The following is a 23,187-nucleotide window of genomic DNA, read 5'->3' as shown; positions in this document are numbered from 1 at the left end:
CAATTTGGACCCAGAGCCCAGTTTACTTTTTTCTACAAATCTTGACGCTAATTTAATTATTGGTTTCGTCGGAATTTTTATTTTATTATTTCTTTCGGCAATCGTTTCTGGTGCCGAAGTAGCCCTTTTTTCTTTATCACAGCAAGATATCGATGATTCTTTAAACGATAATCCTGCAAAAGGTAAAATTATTTCGAACTTATTAGACAAGCCTAAAAAGCTTTTAGCGACTTTGTTGGTTGCTAATAATTTTTTCAACATTGGCGTAGTCATTTTATTTGCTTACATGGGGCAGAATATTTTTGCCAATGTAAGTTCGCCAGCTTTTAAATTTACTCTAGAAGTTATCTTGGTAACTTTTTTAATTTTATTGTTTGGTGAAGTTCTTCCTAAAGTTTACGCAAGTAGAAACAGCATTCGTTTTGCTAAAGGCGTTGCTTATCCGCTGGCATTTTTAGATAAAGTGCTTTCTCCAGTAAGTTTGCCAATGCGTGCTTTTACAATATATTTACAGAATAAATTAGGCAAGCAAAAGAATAATTTTTCTATTAATCAGCTTTCTCAGGCTTTAGAATTAACAGATTCTGAAGGAACTTCGACAGAAGAACAAAAGATTTTAGAAGGAATTGTTTCTTTTGGAAATACAGATACAAAGCAAGTAATGAGTCCGAGAATAGATATTTTTGCATTGGAAATATCAGAAACTTTCTCAGAGATTTATCCCAAAATAATTGAAACTGGTTTTTCGAGAATTCCTATTTATCGTGATAATATTGATCAGATTGAAGGAGTGCTTTTTGTGAAAGATTTATTACCTCATATTGATAAAGAAGAGTTTGACTGGACTTCTTTAATCAGAGAAGCTTTTTTTGTTCCTGAGAATAAAAAATTGGACAACCTTTTAAAGGATTTTCAGAGCCTAAAAAGCCATTTGGCAATTGTGGTTGATGAATATGGAGGAACATCTGGATTGGTTTCGTTAGAAGACGTTATTGAAGAGATTGTTGGAGATATTAGTGATGAGTTTGACGATGAAAACCTGAACTTCTCACAAATAGATGAGAATAATTTTCTTTTTGAAGGAAAAATAAACCTGAAAGATTTTTATAGAATTGTAGATGTTGACGAAGATGTTTTTGAAGCTCATAAAGGAGAAGCAGAAACATTGGCGGGATTTATTCTAGAAATTTTAGGTAATTTTCCGAAAAAGGATCAAAAAGTACCTTTTAAAAACTGTATTTTCACAGTAGAAACAGTAGACAAAAAGCGTGTAAAACAAATAAAAGTAACCATAAATTAAAATGTTTAATAGAATACTTTCAATAACAGCAATTTTGCTTGCTCTAACGGTTATAAGCTGTAAAAATGATGTTTTGCCAAAACCTGCGAGTTATCTGCGATTGGATTATCCAGAAGCAAAATATGTGAATTTTGAAAACAATTGCCCATTTGTTTTTCAGATGAATGAAGACGCTATTATAAAAGGCGAAAAAGAATGTGGTTTTGCAATTACCTATCCAAAGATGAAAGCGACCATTTATTTGACGTACAAGCCAGTAAATGGCAATATTGATAAATTGCTACGTGACGCCCAAAAGCTGACTTACGAGCACGTTATTAAAGCTGATGATATTTTAGAACAACCGTATTTAAATCCAGAGAAAAAGGTTTACGGAATGTTTTATCAAGTTGATGGAAATGCAGCGACAAATTCTCAGTTCTACGTTACCGACAGTACAAAACACTTTTTAATTGGTTCGGTATATTTTTATGCAAAACCAAACTTTGATTCGATTATGCCTGCAGCGAGTTATGTTAAGAATGATATGCAGCGTTTGATGGAAACATTGAAATGGAAATAAAAATAAAAAGGATTCAATTTGAATCCTTTTTATTTTTTTAGCGTAAGAAAAATTATACTTTTGTTTGGAGTTGATAGATTGAATCTGTAACATACAGAAAGATTGGTGTTTTTTACGGATTGCTTTATTTTTTATTTCTAATAATTATCTTTGAATTATGAGCACATTAACGAAACCAAGTCATATAGGGCGAAAAATAAGCCGTATTCGTGAACTAAAAGATATGAAGCAGGAAGCATTGGCTCAGGCTTTAGGAACTAATCAACAAGCAATATCTGCTATGGAAAACAGTGAAACTATTGATGATGATAAACTCAAAGAAGTGGCAAAAGCCCTTGGCGTAACTGTGGAAGCAATTAAGAATTTTTCTGAAGAAAATATGATAAATTACTTTAATACTTTTACTGATCATAGTGCAGGAACTTTCAATAATCATTGCACTTTCAATCCGTTAGATAAAATGATGGAACTTGTAGATGAAAATAGAAAACTATATGAGCGTCTATTAGAATCGGAAAAAGAGAAAAATGCTTATTTAGAGAAAGGATTTAAAGAGAAGTAATCTTTAGTTAAAATATTAAATGAATTAAAAAAGGCGCTCAAATTTGAACGCCTTTTTAAGTTTATTAATTTAGAATTTAAGACTTAAAATTCGAAACCTTATATGTTTTTCCGTCTCCAGTTTCTTGAACTACTTTTGTTAAAGATTCTGAGTTTTGGATTGTTTTATCAAAACTTACAGTTGCCGTTTTTTTGTCAAAATCAACAGTTGCTTTTTCAACTCCGTCAAGATTTGCTAATTCTTCTTCAATTGTTTTAGCGCATCCAACAGCGCAAGTCATTCCGTCAATTGTGAAACTTGCAGTTTGAAGATTTTCAGCAGCGATTGGTTTGTGTTCTTTTGGAGCACTTTTTTCTGCATTTACGACTTCAAGGCTTTTGTCTTCTGCTTTTTTACAGCCAACAAATACTAAACCAGCGATTGTTGCGGCGATTAAGATTTTTGAAATTTTCATTATATATAAATTTAAAAATTGCGAATTAGATTCTTGCAAAATTAATAAAAAGAGAATGCTTAGTTCGTAAAATAATTACAAATTTGCAATAAAATACAAATTATGGAAACAAAACAGTTAAAGTGGGTTTACTTAACTATTCTCTCTCTTATTTGGGGAAGTTCTTTTATTCTGATAAAAAAGGGATTGATTGGGTTAACGGCAATTCAAGTCGGTTCGTTCCGAATTATTTTTGCTGCGCTGTTTCTGTTGATTGTAGGTTTTAATAGCTTAAAAAAGATTTCGCGTCGTCAGTGGAAATATGTTGCGATAACTTCACTGTTTGGAACTTTTATGCCAGCTTATCTTTTTGCTATTGCCGAAACCCAAGTAAATAGCTCTATTGTGGCGATTTTGAATTCGCTTACACCTTTAAATACTTTAATTTTAGGAATTATAGCATTTGGGATTCAGTTTCAAAAAAGGCAGGTTTTAGGTGTTTTCGTAGGGCTCGCTGGTTGTTTGCTTTTGGTTTTAAGCGGAGATTCTTCTAGTGGAACTCAAAATTATTTGTATGTGCTATTGGTTATAATTGCGACGCTTAGTTATGCAATCAATGTCAATTTAATTAAAAAATATTTACACGATTTAAATTCTGTAAGTATTACAACAGGAAATTTTGCAGTTTTGCTTTTACCGGCATTAATCATTTTAAGTACAACCGATATTAGCCAGAAAATACATTTTGCAGAAACGCAGCATTCTATACTTTTTGTGGCAATTTTAGGTGTTTTAGGAACTGGAATCGCCAATATTCTTTTCTTTAAATTAATTCAGATGTCGTCGCCTATATTTGCAACATCGGTAACATATTTGATTCCGATAGTTGCCTTCTTTTGGGGGTTATTAGATAACGAAATGTTGACACCAATTCAGTCTGTAGGAGCGTTTATTATTTTGATTGGAGTCTATTTATCGGCTAAGAAGTGATTTTGAATTATGAGTTATGAGTTATGAGTTATGAGCGGACTTCTAATTCGTTCAAACTGACAACCTGGTAATAAAAAAAAAAGGCTTTGTCAAAGTTTCAAACTTTGACAAAGCCTTAAAATCTTAAACACTTAGCAACTTAGTATCTCAGAACCTTAGCACCTTAAAGAAAATCCTTCTCAGAAACGCCTTCGTTTATTTTAATATCAGACATTTTGATATCTAATTCAAAGCCAACATTTTGAACTAAATTAAAAGGAACTTTAATGCCTTTTACTTCTTTATAATCGTTAAAATTGGTGATTTGTTCTACTGATTTTCCGCCTTGCTCACGAACTTTAGATTCGGCTGTTTTTAAGCCAGATTTAACGTCATAATAATACTTTGTTTTACCGTCTTTAATTACGTAAGCATCACTTCCGTTAATTGGTTCAATTCCTTCTACTTTTAGGTCGGTTCTCTTTGCAAGTTGTAATTCTTCAAATGGCGCTGCATTTGCTTTCATTTCGGCTAAATCTTCGCCTTCAAGGTTTTTTCTTTTTCCTTGTTGTTCTACATAAGCGCCTTTTTCATTCACAACTTGTTTCATTAAATTCATAGTTCCCATTGAAAGTGAAACCATCATTTTTCCTTTTGAATCTAATTTAGAAGTAAAAGTTAATGGAGTAGGAGCTTGAGGAACAGTTGTAGAGCCGTTCATGTATAAAGTTTTTACTGCGCTAACAGCTTTTTCTCCTCCAATTGCATTGATATAGTTTTCAAAAACTGTTTTAGCACTAATATCTTTAGGAGCTTCTTTTTTTGTTGCAGGTTTTTCAACAGGATTTCCATATTTATCGAAATAATAAATCGGAATTTGTAATTTTTCTAAACCAGAAATTACATCCGATCCTTTTCCGACAATCACAATACGCATATTGTCCAATAAGAAATATTTGTTTGCAACACGATAAATATCGTCTGCAGTAACATTATTGATTGTTTGAATGTATTTTTCGTAGAAATCGGCAGGAAGTTTTTCTGTTTCAATGTTCAAAGCGTAACGTGCAACAGCTTGTGGTTTTTCAACTTGCATTACAAATCTTCCAATATATCCAGCTTTTACATTTCTTAAAACTTCTGGATCAACTCTTTCTGTTCTAATTCGTTTTATTTCTTTTACAAATTGAACAACAGCACTATCTGTTACAGTGTTTCTAACTGCTGATGAAGCTTTGAATTTGGTAACATATTTTCCGCTTCCGATGCTAGAATTTGCGCCATACGTCCAAGCATGTTCTTCGCGTAAATTCATATTTAAATAACTATTGAAATCGCCTCCAAGAATTTGATTTGCAATTACTGCAGGGAAAAAATCTGGATCGCTCATTCTTAAATTTACAGTATTTACTAATGAAATTTCAGATTGAACCGCATTTGGAACATCAACAAAATCAATTTGTAAGTTTGAAACATTCGTCGGATTTGGGTAAGTGTTTTTTGGTGCTGCTTGCTTTTTCCATCCGCTGAATAATTTCTCAACAGCAGCTTTTACTTCTTTAAATTTGATATCTCCAATAACAACTAAATAAGCGTTTTCTGGAACAAAGTAAGTGTTGTAGTTGTTTTGAACATCTGCAAGCGTTACATTTTTTACAGTTTCTTCAGAAAGATATTCTCCTGTTGGATGATTTTTTCCGAAAGCTAAAACATCGACCACTCGGTTTGAAATAGCAGGAACGCTTTTTTCGTCAGCTTTAAGGCCTTCTAAAAGTTTTGCTTTTTCTTTGTCAAATTCGGTTTGAGTGAAATTTGGCTGTAAAGCGCCTTCTGCTAAAAGTTCTAAAACGCGTGCAGAATATTTTGATAATGAACTTGCATAAGCACCTTGAGAAGTAAAATTGATATTAGCTCCATAAAAATCAATTTCTTCGTTAAAGGCCTCTTTGGTTGTTTTTTTAGTTCCGTTTCCAATTAAGCTACTAGTTAATTCGTCAACGCCTTTTTTGTTGCCTTCAGTAAAAGGAGCGTTGTCTAAAGTAAGTGTAAAGCTAACTCTAGGCAATTTATGGTTTTCAACAACTAAAACCTTCATTCCGTTTGCTAAAACAAAGGTCTGTGGTTTTTTGATGTTGACTACTGGGGCATTTCCTGGTTTGGGTTGTGGACGATCTTGTGCTTGCATAATTCCAGTTAGGAAAATAAGGATTAAAAAAGGATATATTTTTTTCATGATTCGATATTCTTAGTTTTGAGATTTGGCAGTTGGAACATAATCTAAAATCAAACGTTGGTTCGGATTTAAATATTTCTTGGCAACTTCTCTTATTTCTTCTCTTGTTATAGAATGGTAAATGTCGATTTCGGTATTAATCAGATTTACATCGCCATAAAGTAAATAATATGAAGCAAGATTTTCTGCAATTCCTTCTACGCTCGAATTGGCATTTACATAATTGTTATCGAATTTGTTTTGTAATTTTTCGTAATCTTTTTCAGAAATAAGATCGGTTTGAATTTTTACAATTTCCTCATCCATTTCTTTTAAAATATCGGCTGTTGTGTATGGAGCCATTGGAAGACCATACAGAATATACATTCCGTAATCTTCTTGGCTAAAACCTACAGCACCAATTTGCAACGCCATTTTTTTGTCGTCTACAATTTTCTTGTACAGTTTAGAACTTTTTCCATCACTTAAATACGATGAAATTAAATCTAAAACCCTTGCATCTCTTGTTTTCATTGAAGGCGTTCTGTAGGAAGCTACAATCATCGGAATCTGGATGTTTGGATCTTCGTAAGTAGCTTTAATCGTTTGGGTGATCGGATCTTCTGTATAGGTTTGTTTTTTAACTTCTTCACCTCGCGGAATTGGTCCAAAATATTTCTGAATCCATTCTTTTGTTTTTGTTTTTTCGAAATCTCCAGCAACCACTAAAACGGCATTATTTGGAGTATAGAATTTTTTGTTGAAAGCTTGGAATTCTTCAAGAGTTGCAGCATCCAAATCTTTCATAGAGCCAATAGTGGTCCATCTGTAAGGATGATTTTTGAACATATTCTTTTTAACCTCGGGAAGAATATTTCCGTATGGCTGATTGTCGTAACGCATTCTTTTTTCTTCTTTTACTACTTCATTTTGCGTGTCAACTCCAATTTTATTAATAATAGGATGCATCAGTCTTTCAGATTCCATCCATAGACCAAGTTCTAAACTGTTAGATGGAAAAACTTCATAATAATATGTTCTGTCATCAGAGGTATTTGCGTTGTTTACACCTCCGTTAGCAGTGACAATTTTCATCCATTCTCCGCGTTTTATATTTTGGGTTCCTTCAAATAATAGATGTTCAAAAAAATGTGCAAAACCAGTTCTGTCTGGGCGTTCGTCTTTTGATCCAACATGATACATTACCGAAGTGATCACGACTGGAGCCGAAGGGTCATTGTGTAAAATGACATGCAGCCCATTGTCTAAATCGTATTCTTCGAAAGCTACTTTTTGGGCATGAGCCACTCCGCCAAGCATTAATGCAGCACTTAACATCATTATTGATTTTTTCATAAAGATTAATAATTTTAAAATATCAACAGTAGTAGGTAGACAAGAGTTGATTTTGGTTACACCAAAAATAGTTTTTTTTAATTAGGTATTACAGATTTGTTTTTAAATTAATGTGATTTTAACAATCTTTTACTTTAAAATAATTTTGTTTTTGATGTAGAACTGCCTGAAAAACAAGGTTTTTTTAAGTAAAAATATTTTTGCTTTTAGGGATTGCACAGTAAATTATTAGTTGTATATTTGCAACCTTAAAAATCAATAAATCAATTTGGTATGTATGCAATCGTAGAGATAGCAGGGCAACAATTTAAAGTAAGCAAAGACTTAAAGGTTTATGTTCACCGTTTAGCTAATGAAGAAGGTTCAAAAGTTTCTTTTGACAAAGTTCTTTTATTAGATGATAACGGAAATGTAACTTTAGGCGCCCCAGCTATAGAAGGTGCTTCAGTAGAAGCTAAAGTGTTACAACACTTAAAAGGTGATAAAGTTATCGTTTTCAAAAAGAAAAGAAGAAAAGGATACAAAAAAAGAAATGGTCACAGACAATATCTTACACAAATTGTAATTGAAGGTATTACTGCAGCAGGAGGAACTAAAAAAGCAGCGGCTAAAAAAGCAGTTGTAGCAGAAGAAGCAGCTACTGAAGAAGTAGAAGCTCCAAAAGCAAAAAAAGCAGCTCCAAAAGCAAAAAAAGAAGCTACTAAAGAATAATAACAATATTTAAACTCATACGTCATGGCTCACAAGAAAGGTGTCGGTAGTTCGAAGAATGGTAGAGAATCAGAATCAAAACGTCTAGGCGTTAAGATTTATGGTGGTCAAGCTGCTATTGCTGGAAACATCATCGTTAGACAAAGAGGTTCAAAACACAATCCAGGTGAAAACGTTTACATTAGTAAAGATCACACTCTTCACGCAAGAGTTGCTGGAGTTGTTAAGTTCCAAAAGAAAAGAGATAACAAATCTTATGTATCTATTATCCCATTCGAGGCATAATAATCATAGATTACTTTTTATAAAAAACCCGTTCAGAAATGATCGGGTTTTTTGTTTTTTATACTTTTATAAAGACTTTAAAACTTATATTTACTTTTACGTTTGTTTTCATTGTCCTAAATATTAAAAGTTGAAAAAAATAATAATACTTATACTGCTGTGTTGTTTTAGTGCTTACGGAAAAGCTGTTTCAGATAATAATGTTAGCAGTTATTTAAATTCGTTAAGCGAAGAACAGAAAAATGTTTTGTATGAATTTGAAGTTCTTAAAAAGAACGGTTTTGAAACAGAACAATTCTGGATGAAACACAAAAATGAATTTTCAAAAATTGATGATAAAGTACGAGATCAATTAGCTTTAGAAGTTTTTGCTAATTCTAAAATAGTGTATGCTCCGCCAAAAGGTTCTGCAGTTCAATTCTGGTTACAAGCGCAATCGCTGGCAAATTGGATGTTTTATCTGTCTGCATTTATTGCTATTTGTGCTATTCTAGCTTTGTTTAAGCGATATTGGAGTCTGTTAATTGATTTTGTTATTAGGCATTTAGCACCATTATTAAGGTTTTTATTTTCACCAATCTTATTGACTTACGAATTGCTGATTGCAAGCGCTTTCTGTATCTATTACGGAGTTTCTATAGATGAATTTGTACTTCGTACAGTTGTGATTCATGTAGGACTGTGTTTGTTGTGGAGTCAATCTACAGCTCTTTTTACGAAAGAATATTTAATTAAACGGTATATTTTTAAAATAGAAAATAACTTTTGGGGCGAAAACTCTTGGGAAGCGGTAAAAACAATTTCTCTCCCTGCTTTATGTCTTACGCTTGCACTTTTGTATGTGCTGTACAGAGTTCCGCAAGACATTTTTTATAACTACGAAATTGTATTATCAGGAATTGCAACAATTTATGCTTTGCCTTTTTGGCGTACTTTAGAAAAGTATTTATATCCGGTTTTATTTCCCTTTAAAAATGATAGAAGAGAAAGAGGTATAAATTCTCTTGGCGGATGTACTGTAATTGCTGTTGTTGTAGTTTTAGTGCTGATTTTTCAAGACAATTTTCTTTTTTATAATGTTATTGCCGCTTTAATAAGTTTGTTGGCGATATCGTTCTTAATTTTGTCCTTGAAAATGAACTACAGATATGATTTCAGAAATTATTACTATCTGCAATTTGTAACCGTACTTTTTTTAAGTTTAACTTTCTTGTACGGCTTCAGTTATCATTTAAATGAAGTTGTTTGGTTTTCGCTGATAGGAACAAGTGCTTATGTAGTCATTAAATATTTTGAAATATTTTCGTTTTTCTCTGATTGGAAAAGAAGTAAAGCTTGGGCTTGGAAACTGCTAGGGGTGGCAGCCTTATTGTGGTTGTTGGCTAAAGGAATTTTATATGTTTCTAAAATCATATATAGAGTTTAAAATAAAAAAACCGAAGCTTGTGCCTCGGTTTTTATTTTTGTATTAGAATTTTTAAATCCTTATTCAGTATCCTTAGTTTCCTCTAAATCTTCAGTCTTTCTTCCCACTTTTACTTTTGGATTATCTTGTGTTCCTGTAACTGTCAGCGGAATTCCGAAAATACCGAAAGGAGGCAATCCTAAACGCATTTTAAGGTTCAGTCTTCCATCTAAGCTTGATGTCCCTTCGATTCTTGGTCTAAAGCCTGCAAATTTAAATTTAAAACGTTCTACGGTAATAATATTGTTTTTAACTGTTGTTTTAATATCAACTTTTGAAAGATCTGGATTTTTTATAGATTCCGTATTTGTTTGTTTACTTACGGCATTAAACATTTTCAGACCTCTTACTTTTACATCTTTTACAGAAAGTGTTCCGCCGCCCACAAGAGAAGGGTAGACAGGATCCATATTTCCGTTTAAACGGCCTTTTAATTGATAATCTAAAGAAACAATTCCTTGCGCTTTCTCTGCTGCACTTGCCATTTTTCTGAAAACTTCAATTTCGTTATAGGCTCTTTTAATATCAAAATCTGTAGCTTTTATTGCATAATCAAAATTTGCTTTTTGCGGAGTTACAGCTTGATAATTGGCATTCATAGAAACATTGCATCCAATTAAATTAAAGCCAGTATTTTGCATAGTTAATTTGCCTTTTTTCATGGTTAAATTTCCAGTTGCATTTTGCAGGTTTAATTTGTCAAAATTTACTTTTTGGGCATTTGCAATCAGCTGTAAGTTCAGATTGCTTGGAATAATAATTACGCCAGTTTGTGTATTGTCTGATTGTTTTGCTTCTGTTTTTGGAGCAGAGCTTTGCGTTACAGGTGTATTTGGGTCTACGCTTGACATAAATTCATCAACATTGATATATCGAGAAGAAACTTTAAAAGAGCCTTTTAAAACGCCTGTATTGGTCATTACATAATTGAAAACATTTTGTAAATAACCATTCATTTTAAAATCTGATTGTCCATAAGCGGCCAAGAAATTATTGAACGACATTTTATCCTGATTGATTTTGAAAATACCTTCTTTGATGATGAATTTCTTTGGAAGATATTCAGAAGCAATTCCGATGTTTCTTAATTCAAGTGTTCCTCTATTATTTAACTTGCTGTAATTTCCTTTTTCTGCATCGCTTTGTTTTCCTTTTAGTGATACATCAGCTTTTACAAAACCATCCAGATCAAGTCCTTTTTGAGAGAAAACTTTATAAATTCTGCTAACATCCAATTCGCCTTTTGCTTTTATGTCGTAATTTAAATCGTCAAAATTGCTTAAATCTGCTTGTACAAAAACTGGTTTTCCTTCAAAAGTAAATTGAGTTGGTGTTAAGCTTACTTTTAAATCTTCAAAAGTTCCTTTTTGGTTTACGATTTTAGATTTAATCGTAATATTTGTAATAGGATTTGGATAGTAAGGTGTTTTTAAATATCCATTATCCAAATTAAGGGTTCCGTTTGTAACAGGAAAACGTTTGTTCTTTTGGTCAAACACTCCATTTGCTTTTACATCGCCAGCTAAAGCTCCTTTTAATTCAACATCAGGAATTCCAAGTGCTTTCGTTAGTTTTTCAAGATCAATTTTAGCTTTAAAATCGGCATTGATTTCTGGTGTGTTTATTCCTTTCACCAAAAACTTAGATTTCAAATAATCTTGATTAATATTTAGAGAAAGAGTTTTAGCATCAACAATAACTAAATCAGGGTTTAAAGACGGAACAGTTGTTTTGATGTCTAAATTTAAGTTTGAAACCGGAAATGCGCTTTTGTTGTAATTGACAAATCCGTCGTTTATTTTTACATCCAAATCCAAATCTGGAGCAATGTTTTCCGACGCAATATATTTTCCTTTTAATGTCAATAAAAGATTTGTATTTCCTTTTAATTCAGTTTTAGAAAGCCAAGTAATATATTTTGGAGGAAAGGCGGTAAAAACGTCATATAAATTACTGTTATCAGATTTAATAACAAAATCCATGTTGTAGCCATCTTTCAAAATATCAAATTTACCTTTAAAGTCGACCAAGAGCTGATTGATTTTGAGGTTATTCTGTTGGAAAAAGAAAGAAAGCGAGTTAATGTTGACTTTGGTAATCAAATCAGCATCAATTTTTTTATTCATTAAATACGGTTCATCTTCGTAAACGATATTCAATTTTTCGATTTTGGCTTTCGAATACAAATCAAAAACGGCTTTATTTAAATCTCCTTTTCCTAAATAATTGAAGCCATAGGCATCAAAATGAACTTTTGTCGATTTGTCGTCGTAAATAATTTTACTGTTCAAAATTTCAATTCGTTCTAGCTTTAAAGCAGTATCAGAACTGTCATTTGATTGTGAAGCTTGTTCTTGCGATTTATAAATATTGTAATTTGCTTCTCCGTTTGGATTTACTTTTACGTTTATAAAAGAATCAGATAAATAGATCTGGTCAATTTTTACCGATTTGCTAAAAATAAGACTTGCCACATTGATTCCAAAAGAAACCTCTTTTGCGGTGATGAATTTTTCGTTTTTGTATGGCGCAGAACCATTCAAACTTAAATTATCTAAAGTTAAAGTAAGAGAAGGAAAATGATGAAAAAATGAAACAGAAACATCAGAATAATTTAATTCTGCGCTTAATCTTTCATTGGCTGTTTTCTTTATTTGCTCTTTAATTTGGTCCTCAAAGACGATAGGCATTAAAAATAATAATCCTATAATAACCGCGAAAGTTATTCCGAAATACTTCGCAATTTTAAAAACGATTGATCTGGATTTACTTTTCTGCATAGCGAATAGTGGTGTTTAAATATGAAAATAGAGTAATAAAAAAAGAGCGTAATTTATCCGTGAACGGTTTCACTTTTACCATAATTGGTAATAATAGAACCTTCATATTCAATCCATTCTTTCCATCTTTTATCAATGTCGATGTTGTCTTGGTATTTTCTGGCAAAGCCTAAAAATGTAGTATAATGTCCCGCTTCAGAAATCATTAAATCTCTGTAGAATGTAGCTAGTTTTTCGTCTTTAATATTTTCTGAAAGGACTTTAAAACGCTCGCAACTTCTGGCTTCAATCATTGCAGAGAACAATAATCGGTCGCAAAGTGCATCTCTACGGCTACCATCTTTTTTCATGAATTTAAACAGTTCATTTACGTAATGATCTTTTCGTTCGCGTCCTAGCGTAAGTCCGCGTTCCTTTATGATATTATGAACCATTTGAAAATGCTCCAATTCTTCTCTGGCAATTTCAAGCATTTCGGTTACTAATTCTTCGATTTCAGAATTATACGTCACAATGCTAATAGCGTTTGAAGCAGCTTTTTGTTCGCACCATGCGTGATCAGTTAAAATTTCTTCGATATTCGATTCGACGATATTTACCCATCGAGGGTCTGTAGCTAATTTTAATCCTAACATAATTTCTAAGAATTTAGTTTTGCAAAATTAGTGTTTTTTTACAACCGAAAGTCAGTAAATATGATGCAAAAATGTGCAAAAAAGCATTATTTTGTAAAATGAAACCAAATAAAATGAAACAGATAAAAAAACTTTTAATTATTGGGTTTGTTTGGCCTGAGCCAAAGTCTTCTGCGGCAGGCGGAAGAATGATGCAATTGATTTCTATTTTCAAAGAAAATGGATTTGAAATTACATTTGCAAGCGCTGCTCAGGATAGCAATTTTATGGTTGATTTGTCTGAGTTTGGAGTAATAAAAAAAAGCATCGAACTTAATTCTTCAAGTTTTGATGATTTTGTAGCCGAATTAAATCCAGAAGTTGTCTTGTTTGATCGCTTTATGGTCGAAGAACAATTTGGATGGCGCGTGATTGAAAAATGTCCGAAGGCAATCCGAATTTTAGATACCGAAGATGTGCATTGTTTGAGAACTGCAAGGCAAAAAGCATTCAAAGAAAACAGAACTTTTAAAATTCAAGATTTGTTATCTGAGGAAGTTGCAAAACGCGAAATAGCCAGTATTTTAAGATGTGATTTATCTTTGATTATTTCTGAATTTGAAATGAATGTTCTAAAAGATGTTTTTAAGATTAATGAAGACTTATTATTTTATCTTCCGTTTTTGGTTGATGAAATGAAGGAAGAAGAGCTTTTGAAATTACCCTCTTTTGAAGAAAGAAAGCATTTTGTTTTTATCGGAAATTTTCTTCATGAACCGAATTGGAACACTGTCCAATATTTAAAAGAAGCAATTTGGCCTTCTATAAAAAAAGATTTTCCAGAAGCTGTTTTGGAAGTTTACGGAGCGTATCCTTCGCAAAAAGTACTGCAATTGCATCAGCCTAAAAATGGTTTTTATATCATGGGAAGAGCAGAAGATGCTAATGAAATTGTGAAAAAATCTAGAGTTGTTTTAGCGCCAATACGTTTTGGAGCAGGTTTGAAAGGTAAACTCTTAGAAGCAATGCAATGCGGAACGCCAAGCGCAACAACTTCTATCGGCTCTGAAGCAATGCATAGAAAATTGTCTTGGAATGGTTTCATTGAAGATGATTCAACTGATTTTGCTAGAAAAGCAATTGCACTTTATCAAGATGAAAATCTTTGGAAGCAATCTCAAAAAAATGGAATCGAAATCATTAATAAATGCTACCAAAAAAGCAACTATTCTAGTCAATTGCTTTCACTGGTAAATTCACTTATAGAGGATTCAGAAAGTCATCGTCTTCATAATTTTATGGGGAATTTATTGCAGCATCATGCATTTAAAAGTACGATGTACATGTCAAAATGGATTGAAGCGAAAAATAACTAATCAGAACAGTTCACAATAATCAGTAAACTGCGACTTTAAACTAAGCTTCCATTTTTCCAAAACCTACTGTTTCACGATAAATTTGTGGCGAAACATCGGCATTGGTTTTAAAGAAACGACTAAAATAATGTTCGTCATCGTAACCTAACTCATATGCAATTTCTTTAACCGTTTTGTTGGTTAGATATAATTCTCTTTTAGCTTCAATAATAATTCTTTCTGAAATTAAATCAGTCAACGTTTTATTGAAATAATTCTTAGATAATTTAGCCAAAGCTTTAGGAGAAATATTCAATAATTCTGCATAATTTCCTGCTGAATGTTTGGTTTTGAAATTTAGTTCGATCGCATCTTTTAGATTTTGAAGAATAATAGGTTCTTTCGAATCTGGAATCGATTTCATTTCTTCTAATTGTTCGGTTTTTAGCCTTGAAGCTGTAATTAAAAAGATTTTCAAATATGAAATAAGCAATTCATATTGTGCCAATTCTGCATTTTGAATTTCAGTTTTCATTTGGTCGATAACCATATTGAAAGTTAGTGATGCTTGTTCAGTAACCTTTACATAAGGAGGTTGATAAATATTATTGAACAAAACGCCATTGCAAGAAACTTCTTTTTGATGCATGTGAATGCAATAAAAATCAGGATGAAAATGAATGGCAATACCTTCGAATGGTTCGTTTACACAAAGCATAAATGGCTGATAAGGTGAAAAGGCGAGAAGTGAGTTTTCTTCAAAATGATGTTCGGCAAAATCGGCTTTTACCTTGCCTTTTCCTCTGGTGACCCAAATTAGCGAGTAATAATTGTTTCGCTGTAAATGATCAAAATGACTGTTGTCATCAAAAGAAAGTATCTTGAAAGCTAAATTGCCATTTTGCGGATTTGTTAAAGTAAAAACTTGTTGCAAACTCATATTATTTGGTTTTTGAAAGTATAAAGATAGTCATGAAATAAATTCACAACTATCTTTACATGTTGATTCTTGTTATAGTGAATGTATACTTTTTAATTATACTGTTGGAAAGTCAATTTCTGTTTTTGCTACGTTGTTAAAGTAGTTGGTTAGTACATTTAGAGCTACATGTCCGATAGTTTCTGCAATTTCAGCATCTGCAACTCCTGCGTTTTTAGCTTTGTTTATATCCTCGTCGTTTACTAAACCATTTTTACTAATAAGAGTTTTAGCCAATTGTAAAATGGCTTCTGTTTTGGCATCGTCAGACTTTCCTAATCTAGCAGCTTTTAAAACTGCTGGATCTGCTTTAACTAATTTCTCTCCAATAAAAGTGTGCGCGGCTAAACAGTAGTCGCAAGAATTGCTTTCTGAAACTGCTAAAGCAATTAATTCTCCCGTTTTTGCGTTTAATTTTCCATGGCTTAAAGCACCGCTTAAATTTAAATATCCTTCAAGAACTGCTGGAGAATTTCCCATTGTTCTCATCATGTTTGGAACAACGCCTAATTTTGACTGAACTGCGTTGAATAAATCTTTAGTTTTTCCTGTTACTTCTTCTGGGTTTAAAGCTGTTAATCGTGTCATTTTATTTGATATTTAATTGTTGTTATTTGTTGTTGTCTTTTGACATTACAAAATTGCAACGATTACAGATTTTAAAACATGGAGAATGTACGCTATATGATGGATAATTTTCCCCGCTGTTTTTTTAGGAGCTATTTCCCGCTATCCGTTTCAATCTTTTGTGCCGAACCCCGGCACAAAAGGATTTCCACTTCTATCGGGGCTAGGGCTCTCGTTTTATATGATTGTTTTTTGCATAGTTTGTCATCCTGACGAAGAAAGGATCACACTTAGAAATTCTGCAAACAATTAACGCAATCTTGTCATTTCGACGAAGGAGAAATCTTCGCGAGTAACTCCGTAATGAGAATCCAATCTTTGTCGAGCTTCTTGTGAAGATTTCTCCTTCGTCGAAATGATAAATAAGGCGTAAAAAAAGAGGCTGTTCCTAAAGAACAGCCTCTTTTTTAGAGCTATAATCTTGAAAAAACTATTTCAAAACACTTGCAGCATCTTGAATTGTCGTCGCGTGATAACCAGATTTAGCTTTATCAAATACTTGCTTAGCCCAAATTTTTCCTTCTGGAGTTTTAGCCATTTCTTTATAAAGCATCATGATAGAGCCGGTTCTGCTGCTTCCAATTAAAAATTGTTCAATTGCAGGATCGGCAGCTTTGTATTGATGACGAATTGCTTGAACAAACCATTGGCGTTTAATAATGAAATTACCGCCCTTAGTAAAGTTGAATTCTTTATCAATTGCTTCCATTTCCTTTACAGTAATATCAGCAGGAAGATGGTCAATAAAATGCTGTTTTTCTGCAGTAGTTGTGATTTTTTTACTCAAACCTGCAACGCCAGTTTCTCTCCAGCTTTTTTGGATAGCATCGATAGCATCAAAGTCAGCTGAACTTACTGGAACAATATTTGAAGGAATTCCTGGTTTGTAAATCCAATCGTCTAATTGAATTTTATCTGCTAAAGTTTTGTCGCCTTTAATAAGATTTTCATTGATGTATTTAACGAAATCTTCTGTTGTGATAGATTGGAAAGCATGAGAATCGAAATAATTCTTGATAAACGGATCAAATTTATCGCGCCCAACGGCATTTTCAATAACTCTTAAAAAAGCATATCCTTTTACATAAGGAATCATGCTGATTCCGTCGTCAGGATTTCTTCCTGTCAAACTAACTTTTAATCTTGTGTCTGGATTTGTATCTCCGTATTCAGCAACATTATCAATCAATTCTTTGTTGGTGATAACATTCTGCATATCAAATTCTTTTTTGCCAAAAATTGCTTCTCCAATTCTGTGCTCAACGTAAGTAGTAAATCCTTCGTTTAACCAAATATCATCCCATGTAGCATTTGTAACCAAGTTTCCGCTCCAGCTATGACCTAATTCGTGTGCAAGCAAACTCGTAAGTGAACGATCTCCAGCAATTACTCCCGGAGTTAAGAAAGTCAGGTTTGGATTCTCCATTCCGCCATAAGGGAAACTTGGAGGCAAAACCAAAACATCATAACGTCCCCATCTGTAAGGTCCATATAATTTTTCTGCAGCATTTACCATTTTTCCAAGTTCGGCAAATTCATAAGCGGCACTTTTTAGAACAGATGGTTCTGCATAAACTCCAGTTCTGTTGTCGATTGCTTGGAATTCGATATCTCCAACGGCAATTGCCATTAAATAAGAAGGGATTGCTTTGTCTTGTTTGAAAGTATAAACTCCAGTGTCATTTTTCTTCTGCGGATTTACAGCACTCATAACTGCCAATAAATCTTTAGGAACCGTAACTTTTGCATTATAAGTAAAACGAATTCCTGGAGAATCTTGACAAGGGATCCAAGTGCGTGACCAAACGCTTTCGCCTTGAGAGAAAACAAAAGGTTTCTTTTTGTCTGCAGTTTGCTCTGGTTTTAACCATTGTAAAGCTACAGCATCTTTAGTAGTGTTGTAATAAATGTTTACTTTGGTTGTATTTGGTTCAATTGTGATATGAAGTGGTTTGCCATGAAATTCAGTGTCTTTTCCAAGCTCAAATTTGGTTTCTTTTTCATCATCTCCTAAAGTTACTTTTGTAATATTTAAAGTGTTTTCGTCGAAAATAATTTCGTTTCCTTTACTGATGTTGTCAATTGTCCAAGATGCTTTTCCTGAAATAGTCTGAGTGTCAAAATCAACTTTAATATCAAGGTCAAGATGTTTTGCTACAGCAAGTTCTGGTTTAGAGTAACTGTGTTCGTCTGTAACGGCAGCTGTTTTTTCTGTTTGCTCTTTTTTCTGGCAAGCAATTGCTGTCAGAAATAAAGCGACAAGAATTAGTTTCTTCATTTTGTGAGGTTTTGAATTTGAGGATGAAAATTAAACAAAAAATCCCGTTTTGAATAAACAAAACGGGATTTAATTATAAAATTAACAACGATTATGCCAACATTGTAACTGGGCTTTCGATGTATTGTTTTAATGTTTGTAAGAACTGAGCTCCAGTTGCACCGTCAATAGTTCTGTGGTCACAAGCTAATGATAACATCATTGTGTTTCCAACTACGATTTGACCGTTTTTAACTACTGGTTTCTCAACAATTGCACCTACAGAAAGGATTGCAGAGTTTGGCTGGTTGATAATTGAATTGAATTCAGTAATACCAAACATACCAAGGTTAGATACTGTAAAAGTACTTCCTTCCATTTCTTGTGGTCCCAATTTTTTGTTTTTAGCTCTTCCAGCAAGATCTCTTACTGAACCGCCAATTTGAGATAAACTCATAGCATCTGTAAATTTCAATACAGGAACTACTAATCCGTCTTCAACAGCTACAGCAACACCAATGTTTACGTGGTGGTTGATGATGATTGCATCTTCTTTCCAAGTAGAGTTGATTTTTGGGTGTTTTTTCAATGCTAAAGCACAAGCTTTGATTACCATATCGTTGAAAGATACTTTTGTATCTGGAACGCTATTGATAGCAGCTCTAGCTTGCATTGCTTCGTCCATACTTACTTCGATCACTAAGTTATAGTGAGGTGCAGTGAATAAAGATTCAGAAAGACGTTTTGCAATGATTTTACGCATTTGAGAGTTTTTGATCTCTTCTGTGTAAACTTCTCCAGCAGGAACGAATACTTTTGGTGCAGCAGGAGCAGATGCTTCTTGTTTAGCAGCTGGTGCCGCAGCAGAAGTTTGTGCTTGAGCAGATGGAGTAAAGTTTTCGATATCGCTTTTTACGATACGTCCGTTTTCTCCAGATCCTTTAACTTGACTTAATTGAATTCCTTTATCAGAAGCGATTTTTTTAGCTAAAGGTGAAGCTAAAATTCTTCCTCCATTTGAAGTTTCAACAGCAGCTTCTGGTGCTTTTTCAGCAGCAGGTGCAGTTTTTTCTTCAGCAGCAGGAGCACTTGCAGTGGCAGCGCCTCCAGCAGTATAATTTTCAGCAATTCCAGAGATGTCAGTTCCTGCAGGTCCAATGATCGCTAATAAGCTGTCAACAGGCGCAGTATTTCCTTCCTGAATTCCAATGTATAATAATGTTCCAGCATTGAAAGACTCAAACTCCATAGTAGCTTTGTCTGTTTCAATTTCTGCTAAGATATCGCCTTCAGCAACAGCATCGCCAACTTTTTTCAACCAGCTAGCGACTGTACCTTCAGTCATGGTATCGCTCAAACGAGGCATTGTTACAACAACAACTCCTTTAGGCAATTCAGCTGCTGCTTTTGCAGGAGCAGCAGTTTCAGTTTTTGCTTCAGCAGCAGGAGCATCCGCTTTTGGAGCTTCGGCAGCAGGAGCATCACCACCGGCTAAAAGAGCAGAAATATCTTCTCCTTCTTTACCAATGATTGCTAATAATGAATCAACAGGAGCGGTTTCTCCCGCTTGAATTCCGATATGTAAAAGAGTTCCTTCGTTAAAAGATTCGAACTCCATTGTTGCTTTGTCTGTTTCAATTTCAGCAAGGATATCTCCTTCGCTAACTTTGTCGCCTACTTTTTTAAGCCAAGTTGCTACCGTTCCTTCCGTCATTGTATCGCTCAAACGAGGCATAGTTACTTTAATTGCCATAATTCTTATAATTTATGAGGTGTAAATGGATAGTCTTCTTGTGCGTATACTACATCGTATAATTGTTGTAAGTCTGGGTATGGAGATTCTTCAGCGAATTTCGCACACTCTTCAACTAAGTCTTTAACTTTTTGGTCAATTACATCAATTTCTTCTTGAGTAGCATATTTTTGATCCAAGATTACGTCTAAAACCTGGGTAATTGGGTCGATTTTTTTGTACTCTTCAACCTCTTCTTTAGAACGGTATAATTGTGCATCAGACATAGAGTGTCCTCTGTAACGGTACGTTTTCATTTCAAGGAAAGTTGGTCCGTCTCCGCGACGCGCTCTTTCGATAGCTTCGTGCATAGCTTCAGCAACTTTTACTGGGTTCATTCCGTCAACAGGTCCACAAGGCATTTCGTAACCTAAACCTAATTTCCAGATGTCAGTGTGGTTTGCAGTTCTTTCTACAGAAGTTCCCATTGCGTAACCATTGTTTTCAACGATAAATACAACTGGAAGTTTCCATAACATAGCCATGTTGAAAGCTTCATGAAGAGAACCTTGTCTAGCAGCACCATCACCAAAGTAAGTCATGGTAACACCGCCAGTGTTGAAATATTTGTCTGCAAAAGCAATACCAGCTCCTACAGGAATTTGAGCACCTACGATTCCGTGTCCACCGTAAAAACCGTGTTCTTTAGAGAAAATGTGCATAGAGCCTCCCATACCTTTAGAAGTTCCTGTTGCTTTTCCTAAAAGTTCTGCCATTACGTTTCTAGGATCAACTCCCATACCAATTGGCTGAACGTGGTTTCTGTAAGCAGTAATCATTTTATCTTTGGTCAAATCCATAGCGTGCAGTGCGCCAGCTAATACAGCTTCTTGACCATTATATAGGTGTAGAAAACCTCTAACTTTTTGTTGAATGTATAATGCTGCAAGTTTGTCTTCAAACTTTCTCCAAAGTAGCATGTCTTCATACCACTTTAAATATACCTCTTTTGTAACTTCTTTCATCTGAATTCTTTCTTTTGCTAAAGTTGTTTGTGTTATCGATTATTGTGCCTGTAACGCAAAATAGTTTCCTCCCACAAATTTGCGCCCGAAAGGTCGGGATGCAAAAATAAGACATTACATTTAAGAACTAAAATTAAAACGATACTTTTTGGCTTTTTTTTACAAGAACTTTTTATCAAACATCAATGGGAGTAAATTTTTGAGGGATGATGATTTATAAATTTCACCAATTTCACCCATAAAATAGATTTCAATAGGTGTGTCTTGTTTTGTCTCGTATTCTGCTATTGATTGTCGGCAAGATCCGCATGGTGGGATAGGGGCAGTGGTTTGATTAGTGTCTGAAGCTGCTGTAATTGCCATTTTTAAGATTTTTGCTTCTGGATAAGCGCTTCCAGCATAAAAAATTGCAGTTCTTTCTGCGCAAAGTCCAGAAGGGTATGCGGCGTTTTCTTGATTAGAACCTAGAATAATTTTTCCGTTATCTAAAAGTAAAGCAGCGCCAACTCTGAACTTAGAATAGGGAGCATAAGCTTTTTTTCTGATTTCAACCGCTTGATTCATTAAATCTTGAATTTCGGTTGGAAGTTCATTTAAATTATCAAATATTGTAAACGAAGTTGTTATATTGATCTCTTTCATTTGTTTTTAAGGGAAAAAAAATCCAAATTCCTAAAATGCTGGAATTTGGATTAAGTTGTTTTTATTTTGATCTTTTCTCTTTAATAAGTGTCGTATTTGTCGCCAAAGTTAAACGTTAAAGAGAAACGAAGTGTATTTTCTAAAGGGTTTTTTATTTTTGATGCTGAGAATAAGTACGAAACATCAATTTTCATAATGTTGTATTTAAATCCCGCTCCTAAAGAGAAAAATTGTTTAGCACCTTTTTCTGGACTTTCGTGGTAGTAACCTAAACGGAAAGCAAAAGCATCTTGATAAACATATTCGGCTCCAAGGCTATACGTGATTTCCTTTAGTTCTTCGCTAAAACCTCCTGGCGCATCTCCAAAAGATTTAAACATTCCTTCAAACCAGCCAATTTTATTGTAGTTTCTGTAAGCAGCATCTGTAGCTTCTTGCTGTGTAATGTCTTCAGGATCGTCAAAATCTCCATCGCCATTTCCATCGATAGCAGCTTGCATGCCTGGAGGAGTTGGAACTAAAAGTTTAGTAAGCTCAGCGCTTAATGTAAGTTTATTGTAGTCGTCAAAGATAAAATCAAATCCTCCCCCTAATCTTAAATTAGCAGGTAAGAAGTTTGTGCTAATATCATCATTGTCGTAACTAATTTTTGGCCCCATGTTCTGGAAGTTAACTCCAGCTCTCCATCTACCATTGAAATCTTGGTAAGCGATTTCTTCTGATTGATAAAAAGCAGCAACATCAACAGCAAATGATCTTGCAGATGTAGCGTCAACTTCTTCTGAAGCGACTTTTAAGTTTGAACTAATAAAACGTCCAGCAACTGCCATCGAGAATTTCTCACTTAATTTAAGAGAGTATGAACCGTCTAAGGCAAATTCGTTTGGAGAAACTGTTCTTGTAGGCTCAGTTGGATCTCCTGTAGTTCTTAATTCGATGTCTCCAAAACCGAAATAACGGAAACTTCCTGCAAAAGCACTTTTTTCGTTGATTTTGTTGTAATACGTAATCTGACCTAATGAGATGTCATTAGCAAGATCTGTTAAATAAGGAGTGTAGCTAATAGAAAGGCCTTGTGCATCTTCTGAAAATGCATACTTGGCAGGGTTCCATTGTTGAGAGAAAACGTCGGCAGAAGTAGCGACACCTTGGTCTGCCAAACCTGCTGCTCTAGCATCAGCAGCGACTAGTAAAAAAGGTACTCCAGTAACAATTGGTCTTGATTCCTGAGCCCTTGAATTGTAAATGCTAAAAATACAAATTAATAGAAGTGATAGTTTTTTCATTTATGGGACTTATGTTTTTGGTGGTGCAAATATAT

Annotated in this window: 20 protein-coding genes; 8 read left to right on the top strand and 12 right to left on the bottom strand. The window is 33.9% G+C overall.

Annotated elements, in window-relative coordinates:
- The first annotated feature begins 4 nt into the window (after nucleotides 1-4).
- The 3 genes from JC605_RS01735 to JC605_RS01725 all read left to right on the top strand — a co-directional run bounded on the left by JC605_RS01735 (nucleotide 5) and on the right by JC605_RS01725 (nucleotide 2,424).
- A complete protein-coding gene (locus JC605_RS01735; protein ID WP_198854598.1) occupies nucleotides 5-1,300 on the top strand; it encodes a gliding motility-associated protein GldE in 1,296 nt (431 codons plus the stop codon).
- A gap of 1 nt (nucleotide 1,301) precedes the next feature.
- On the top strand, nucleotides 1,302-1,862 hold the full coding sequence (gldD, locus tag JC605_RS01730; protein WP_198854597.1) for a gliding motility lipoprotein GldD: 561 nt from the start codon (nucleotides 1,302-1,304) through the stop codon (nucleotides 1,860-1,862).
- A 157-nt stretch (nucleotides 1,863-2,019) separates the two neighbouring features.
- Nucleotides 2,020-2,424, top strand: a complete 405-nt coding sequence (locus JC605_RS01725) for a helix-turn-helix domain-containing protein (RefSeq protein WP_198854596.1) — start codon at nucleotides 2,020-2,022, stop codon at nucleotides 2,422-2,424.
- 76 nt (nucleotides 2,425-2,500) lie between these two features.
- Here the strand turns inward: JC605_RS01725 and JC605_RS01720 are convergent, their stop codons facing one another.
- The gene (locus JC605_RS01720) at nucleotides 2,501-2,878 is read right to left on the bottom strand and encodes a heavy-metal-associated domain-containing protein (RefSeq protein WP_198854595.1); all 378 of its coding nucleotides are present in this window, start codon (nucleotides 2,876-2,878) and stop codon (nucleotides 2,501-2,503) included.
- 102 nt (nucleotides 2,879-2,980) lie between these two features.
- Between JC605_RS01720 and JC605_RS01715 the strand changes: the two genes are divergently transcribed.
- A complete protein-coding gene (locus JC605_RS01715; protein ID WP_198854594.1) occupies nucleotides 2,981-3,847 on the top strand; it encodes a DMT family transporter in 867 nt (288 codons plus the stop codon).
- A 163-nt stretch (nucleotides 3,848-4,010) separates the two neighbouring features.
- Here JC605_RS01715 and JC605_RS01710 read toward each other — a convergent pair whose 3' ends face one another.
- Together JC605_RS01710 and JC605_RS01705 are read right to left on the bottom strand one after the other, a co-directional pair.
- Nucleotides 4,011-6,059 carry a pitrilysin family protein gene (locus tag JC605_RS01710; RefSeq protein WP_198854593.1) on the bottom strand — a complete coding sequence of 683 codons (2,049 nt, stop codon included), beginning with the start codon at nucleotides 6,057-6,059 and terminating at the stop codon, nucleotides 4,011-4,013.
- Nucleotides 6,060-6,071: 12 nt separating this feature from the next.
- The gene (locus JC605_RS01705; RefSeq protein WP_198854592.1) at nucleotides 6,072-7,394 is read right to left on the bottom strand and encodes a pitrilysin family protein; all 1,323 of its coding nucleotides are present in this window, start codon (nucleotides 7,392-7,394) and stop codon (nucleotides 6,072-6,074) included.
- 273 nt (nucleotides 7,395-7,667) lie between these two features.
- Here JC605_RS01705 and rplU point away from each other — a divergent pair, with 273 nt between their 5' ends.
- From rplU to JC605_RS01690, 3 genes are all read left to right on the top strand, one after another.
- Complete coding sequence (gene rplU / locus JC605_RS01700) at nucleotides 7,668-8,105, top strand: 50S ribosomal protein L21 (RefSeq protein WP_073412831.1); 438 nt, start codon at nucleotides 7,668-7,670, stop codon at nucleotides 8,103-8,105.
- A 24-nt stretch (nucleotides 8,106-8,129) separates the two neighbouring features.
- Entirely contained in the window at nucleotides 8,130-8,390 is a 261-nt protein-coding gene (gene rpmA, locus JC605_RS01695; RefSeq protein WP_012023622.1) for a 50S ribosomal protein L27, read from the top strand.
- A 130-nt stretch (nucleotides 8,391-8,520) separates the two neighbouring features.
- Nucleotides 8,521-9,816 (top strand): hypothetical protein, encoded by a 1,296-nt coding sequence (locus JC605_RS01690; protein ID WP_233074006.1) that lies wholly within the window; start codon nucleotides 8,521-8,523, stop codon nucleotides 9,814-9,816.
- A gap of 59 nt (nucleotides 9,817-9,875) precedes the next feature.
- Here JC605_RS01690 and JC605_RS01685 read toward each other — a convergent pair whose 3' ends face one another.
- On the bottom strand, nucleotides 9,876-12,635 hold the full coding sequence (locus tag JC605_RS01685; RefSeq protein ID WP_198854591.1) for an AsmA-like C-terminal region-containing protein: 2,760 nt from the start codon (nucleotides 12,633-12,635) through the stop codon (nucleotides 9,876-9,878).
- A gap of 53 nt (nucleotides 12,636-12,688) precedes the next feature.
- Nucleotides 12,689-13,270, bottom strand: a complete 582-nt coding sequence (locus JC605_RS01680; RefSeq protein WP_198854590.1) for a tRNA-(ms[2]io[6]A)-hydroxylase — start codon at nucleotides 13,268-13,270, stop codon at nucleotides 12,689-12,691.
- 113 nt (nucleotides 13,271-13,383) lie between these two features.
- Here JC605_RS01680 and JC605_RS01675 point away from each other — a divergent pair, with 113 nt between their 5' ends.
- Nucleotides 13,384-14,625 (top strand): glycosyltransferase, encoded by a 1,242-nt coding sequence (locus tag JC605_RS01675; protein ID WP_198854589.1) that lies wholly within the window; start codon nucleotides 13,384-13,386, stop codon nucleotides 14,623-14,625.
- Nucleotides 14,626-14,665: 40 nt separating this feature from the next.
- On the opposite strand, the gene JC605_RS01670 is transcribed toward JC605_RS01675, so the two are convergent.
- From JC605_RS01670 to porV, 7 genes are all read right to left on the bottom strand, one after another.
- Nucleotides 14,666-15,544, bottom strand: coding sequence for an AraC family transcriptional regulator (locus JC605_RS01670; RefSeq protein ID WP_198854588.1), 879 nt, complete (start codon nucleotides 15,542-15,544; stop codon nucleotides 14,666-14,668).
- 96 nt (nucleotides 15,545-15,640) lie between these two features.
- Nucleotides 15,641-16,171, bottom strand: coding sequence for a carboxymuconolactone decarboxylase family protein (locus tag JC605_RS01665; RefSeq protein WP_198854587.1), 531 nt, complete (start codon nucleotides 16,169-16,171; stop codon nucleotides 15,641-15,643).
- A 469-nt stretch (nucleotides 16,172-16,640) separates the two neighbouring features.
- Nucleotides 16,641-18,488 (bottom strand): hydrolase/aminopeptidase, encoded by a 1,848-nt coding sequence (locus JC605_RS01660; protein WP_198854586.1) that lies wholly within the window; start codon nucleotides 18,486-18,488, stop codon nucleotides 16,641-16,643.
- A gap of 91 nt (nucleotides 18,489-18,579) precedes the next feature.
- Nucleotides 18,580-20,220 carry a pyruvate dehydrogenase complex dihydrolipoamide acetyltransferase gene (locus tag JC605_RS01655; RefSeq protein WP_198854585.1) on the bottom strand — a complete coding sequence of 547 codons (1,641 nt, stop codon included), beginning with the start codon at nucleotides 20,218-20,220 and terminating at the stop codon, nucleotides 18,580-18,582.
- A 5-nt stretch (nucleotides 20,221-20,225) separates the two neighbouring features.
- Entirely contained in the window at nucleotides 20,226-21,224 is a 999-nt protein-coding gene (gene pdhA / locus JC605_RS01650; RefSeq protein ID WP_144215559.1) for a pyruvate dehydrogenase (acetyl-transferring) E1 component subunit alpha, read from the bottom strand.
- 159 nt (nucleotides 21,225-21,383) lie between these two features.
- Complete coding sequence (gene cdd / locus JC605_RS01645; RefSeq protein ID WP_198854584.1) at nucleotides 21,384-21,866, bottom strand: cytidine deaminase; 483 nt, start codon at nucleotides 21,864-21,866, stop codon at nucleotides 21,384-21,386.
- Nucleotides 21,867-21,946: 80 nt separating this feature from the next.
- Nucleotides 21,947-23,152, bottom strand: a complete 1,206-nt coding sequence (gene porV / locus JC605_RS01640; protein WP_198854583.1) for a type IX secretion system outer membrane channel protein PorV — start codon at nucleotides 23,150-23,152, stop codon at nucleotides 21,947-21,949.
- Nucleotides 23,153-23,187 lie beyond the last annotated feature (35 nt).

The sequence above is a fragment of the Flavobacterium sp. IB48 genome (assembly GCF_016405855.1).
GTDB classification, from domain to species: domain Bacteria; phylum Bacteroidota; class Bacteroidia; order Flavobacteriales; family Flavobacteriaceae; genus Flavobacterium; species Flavobacterium ginsengisoli.
Note: the sequence above shows the minus strand (reverse complement) of the source record. Positions and strands in the feature narration are given on the sequence as shown.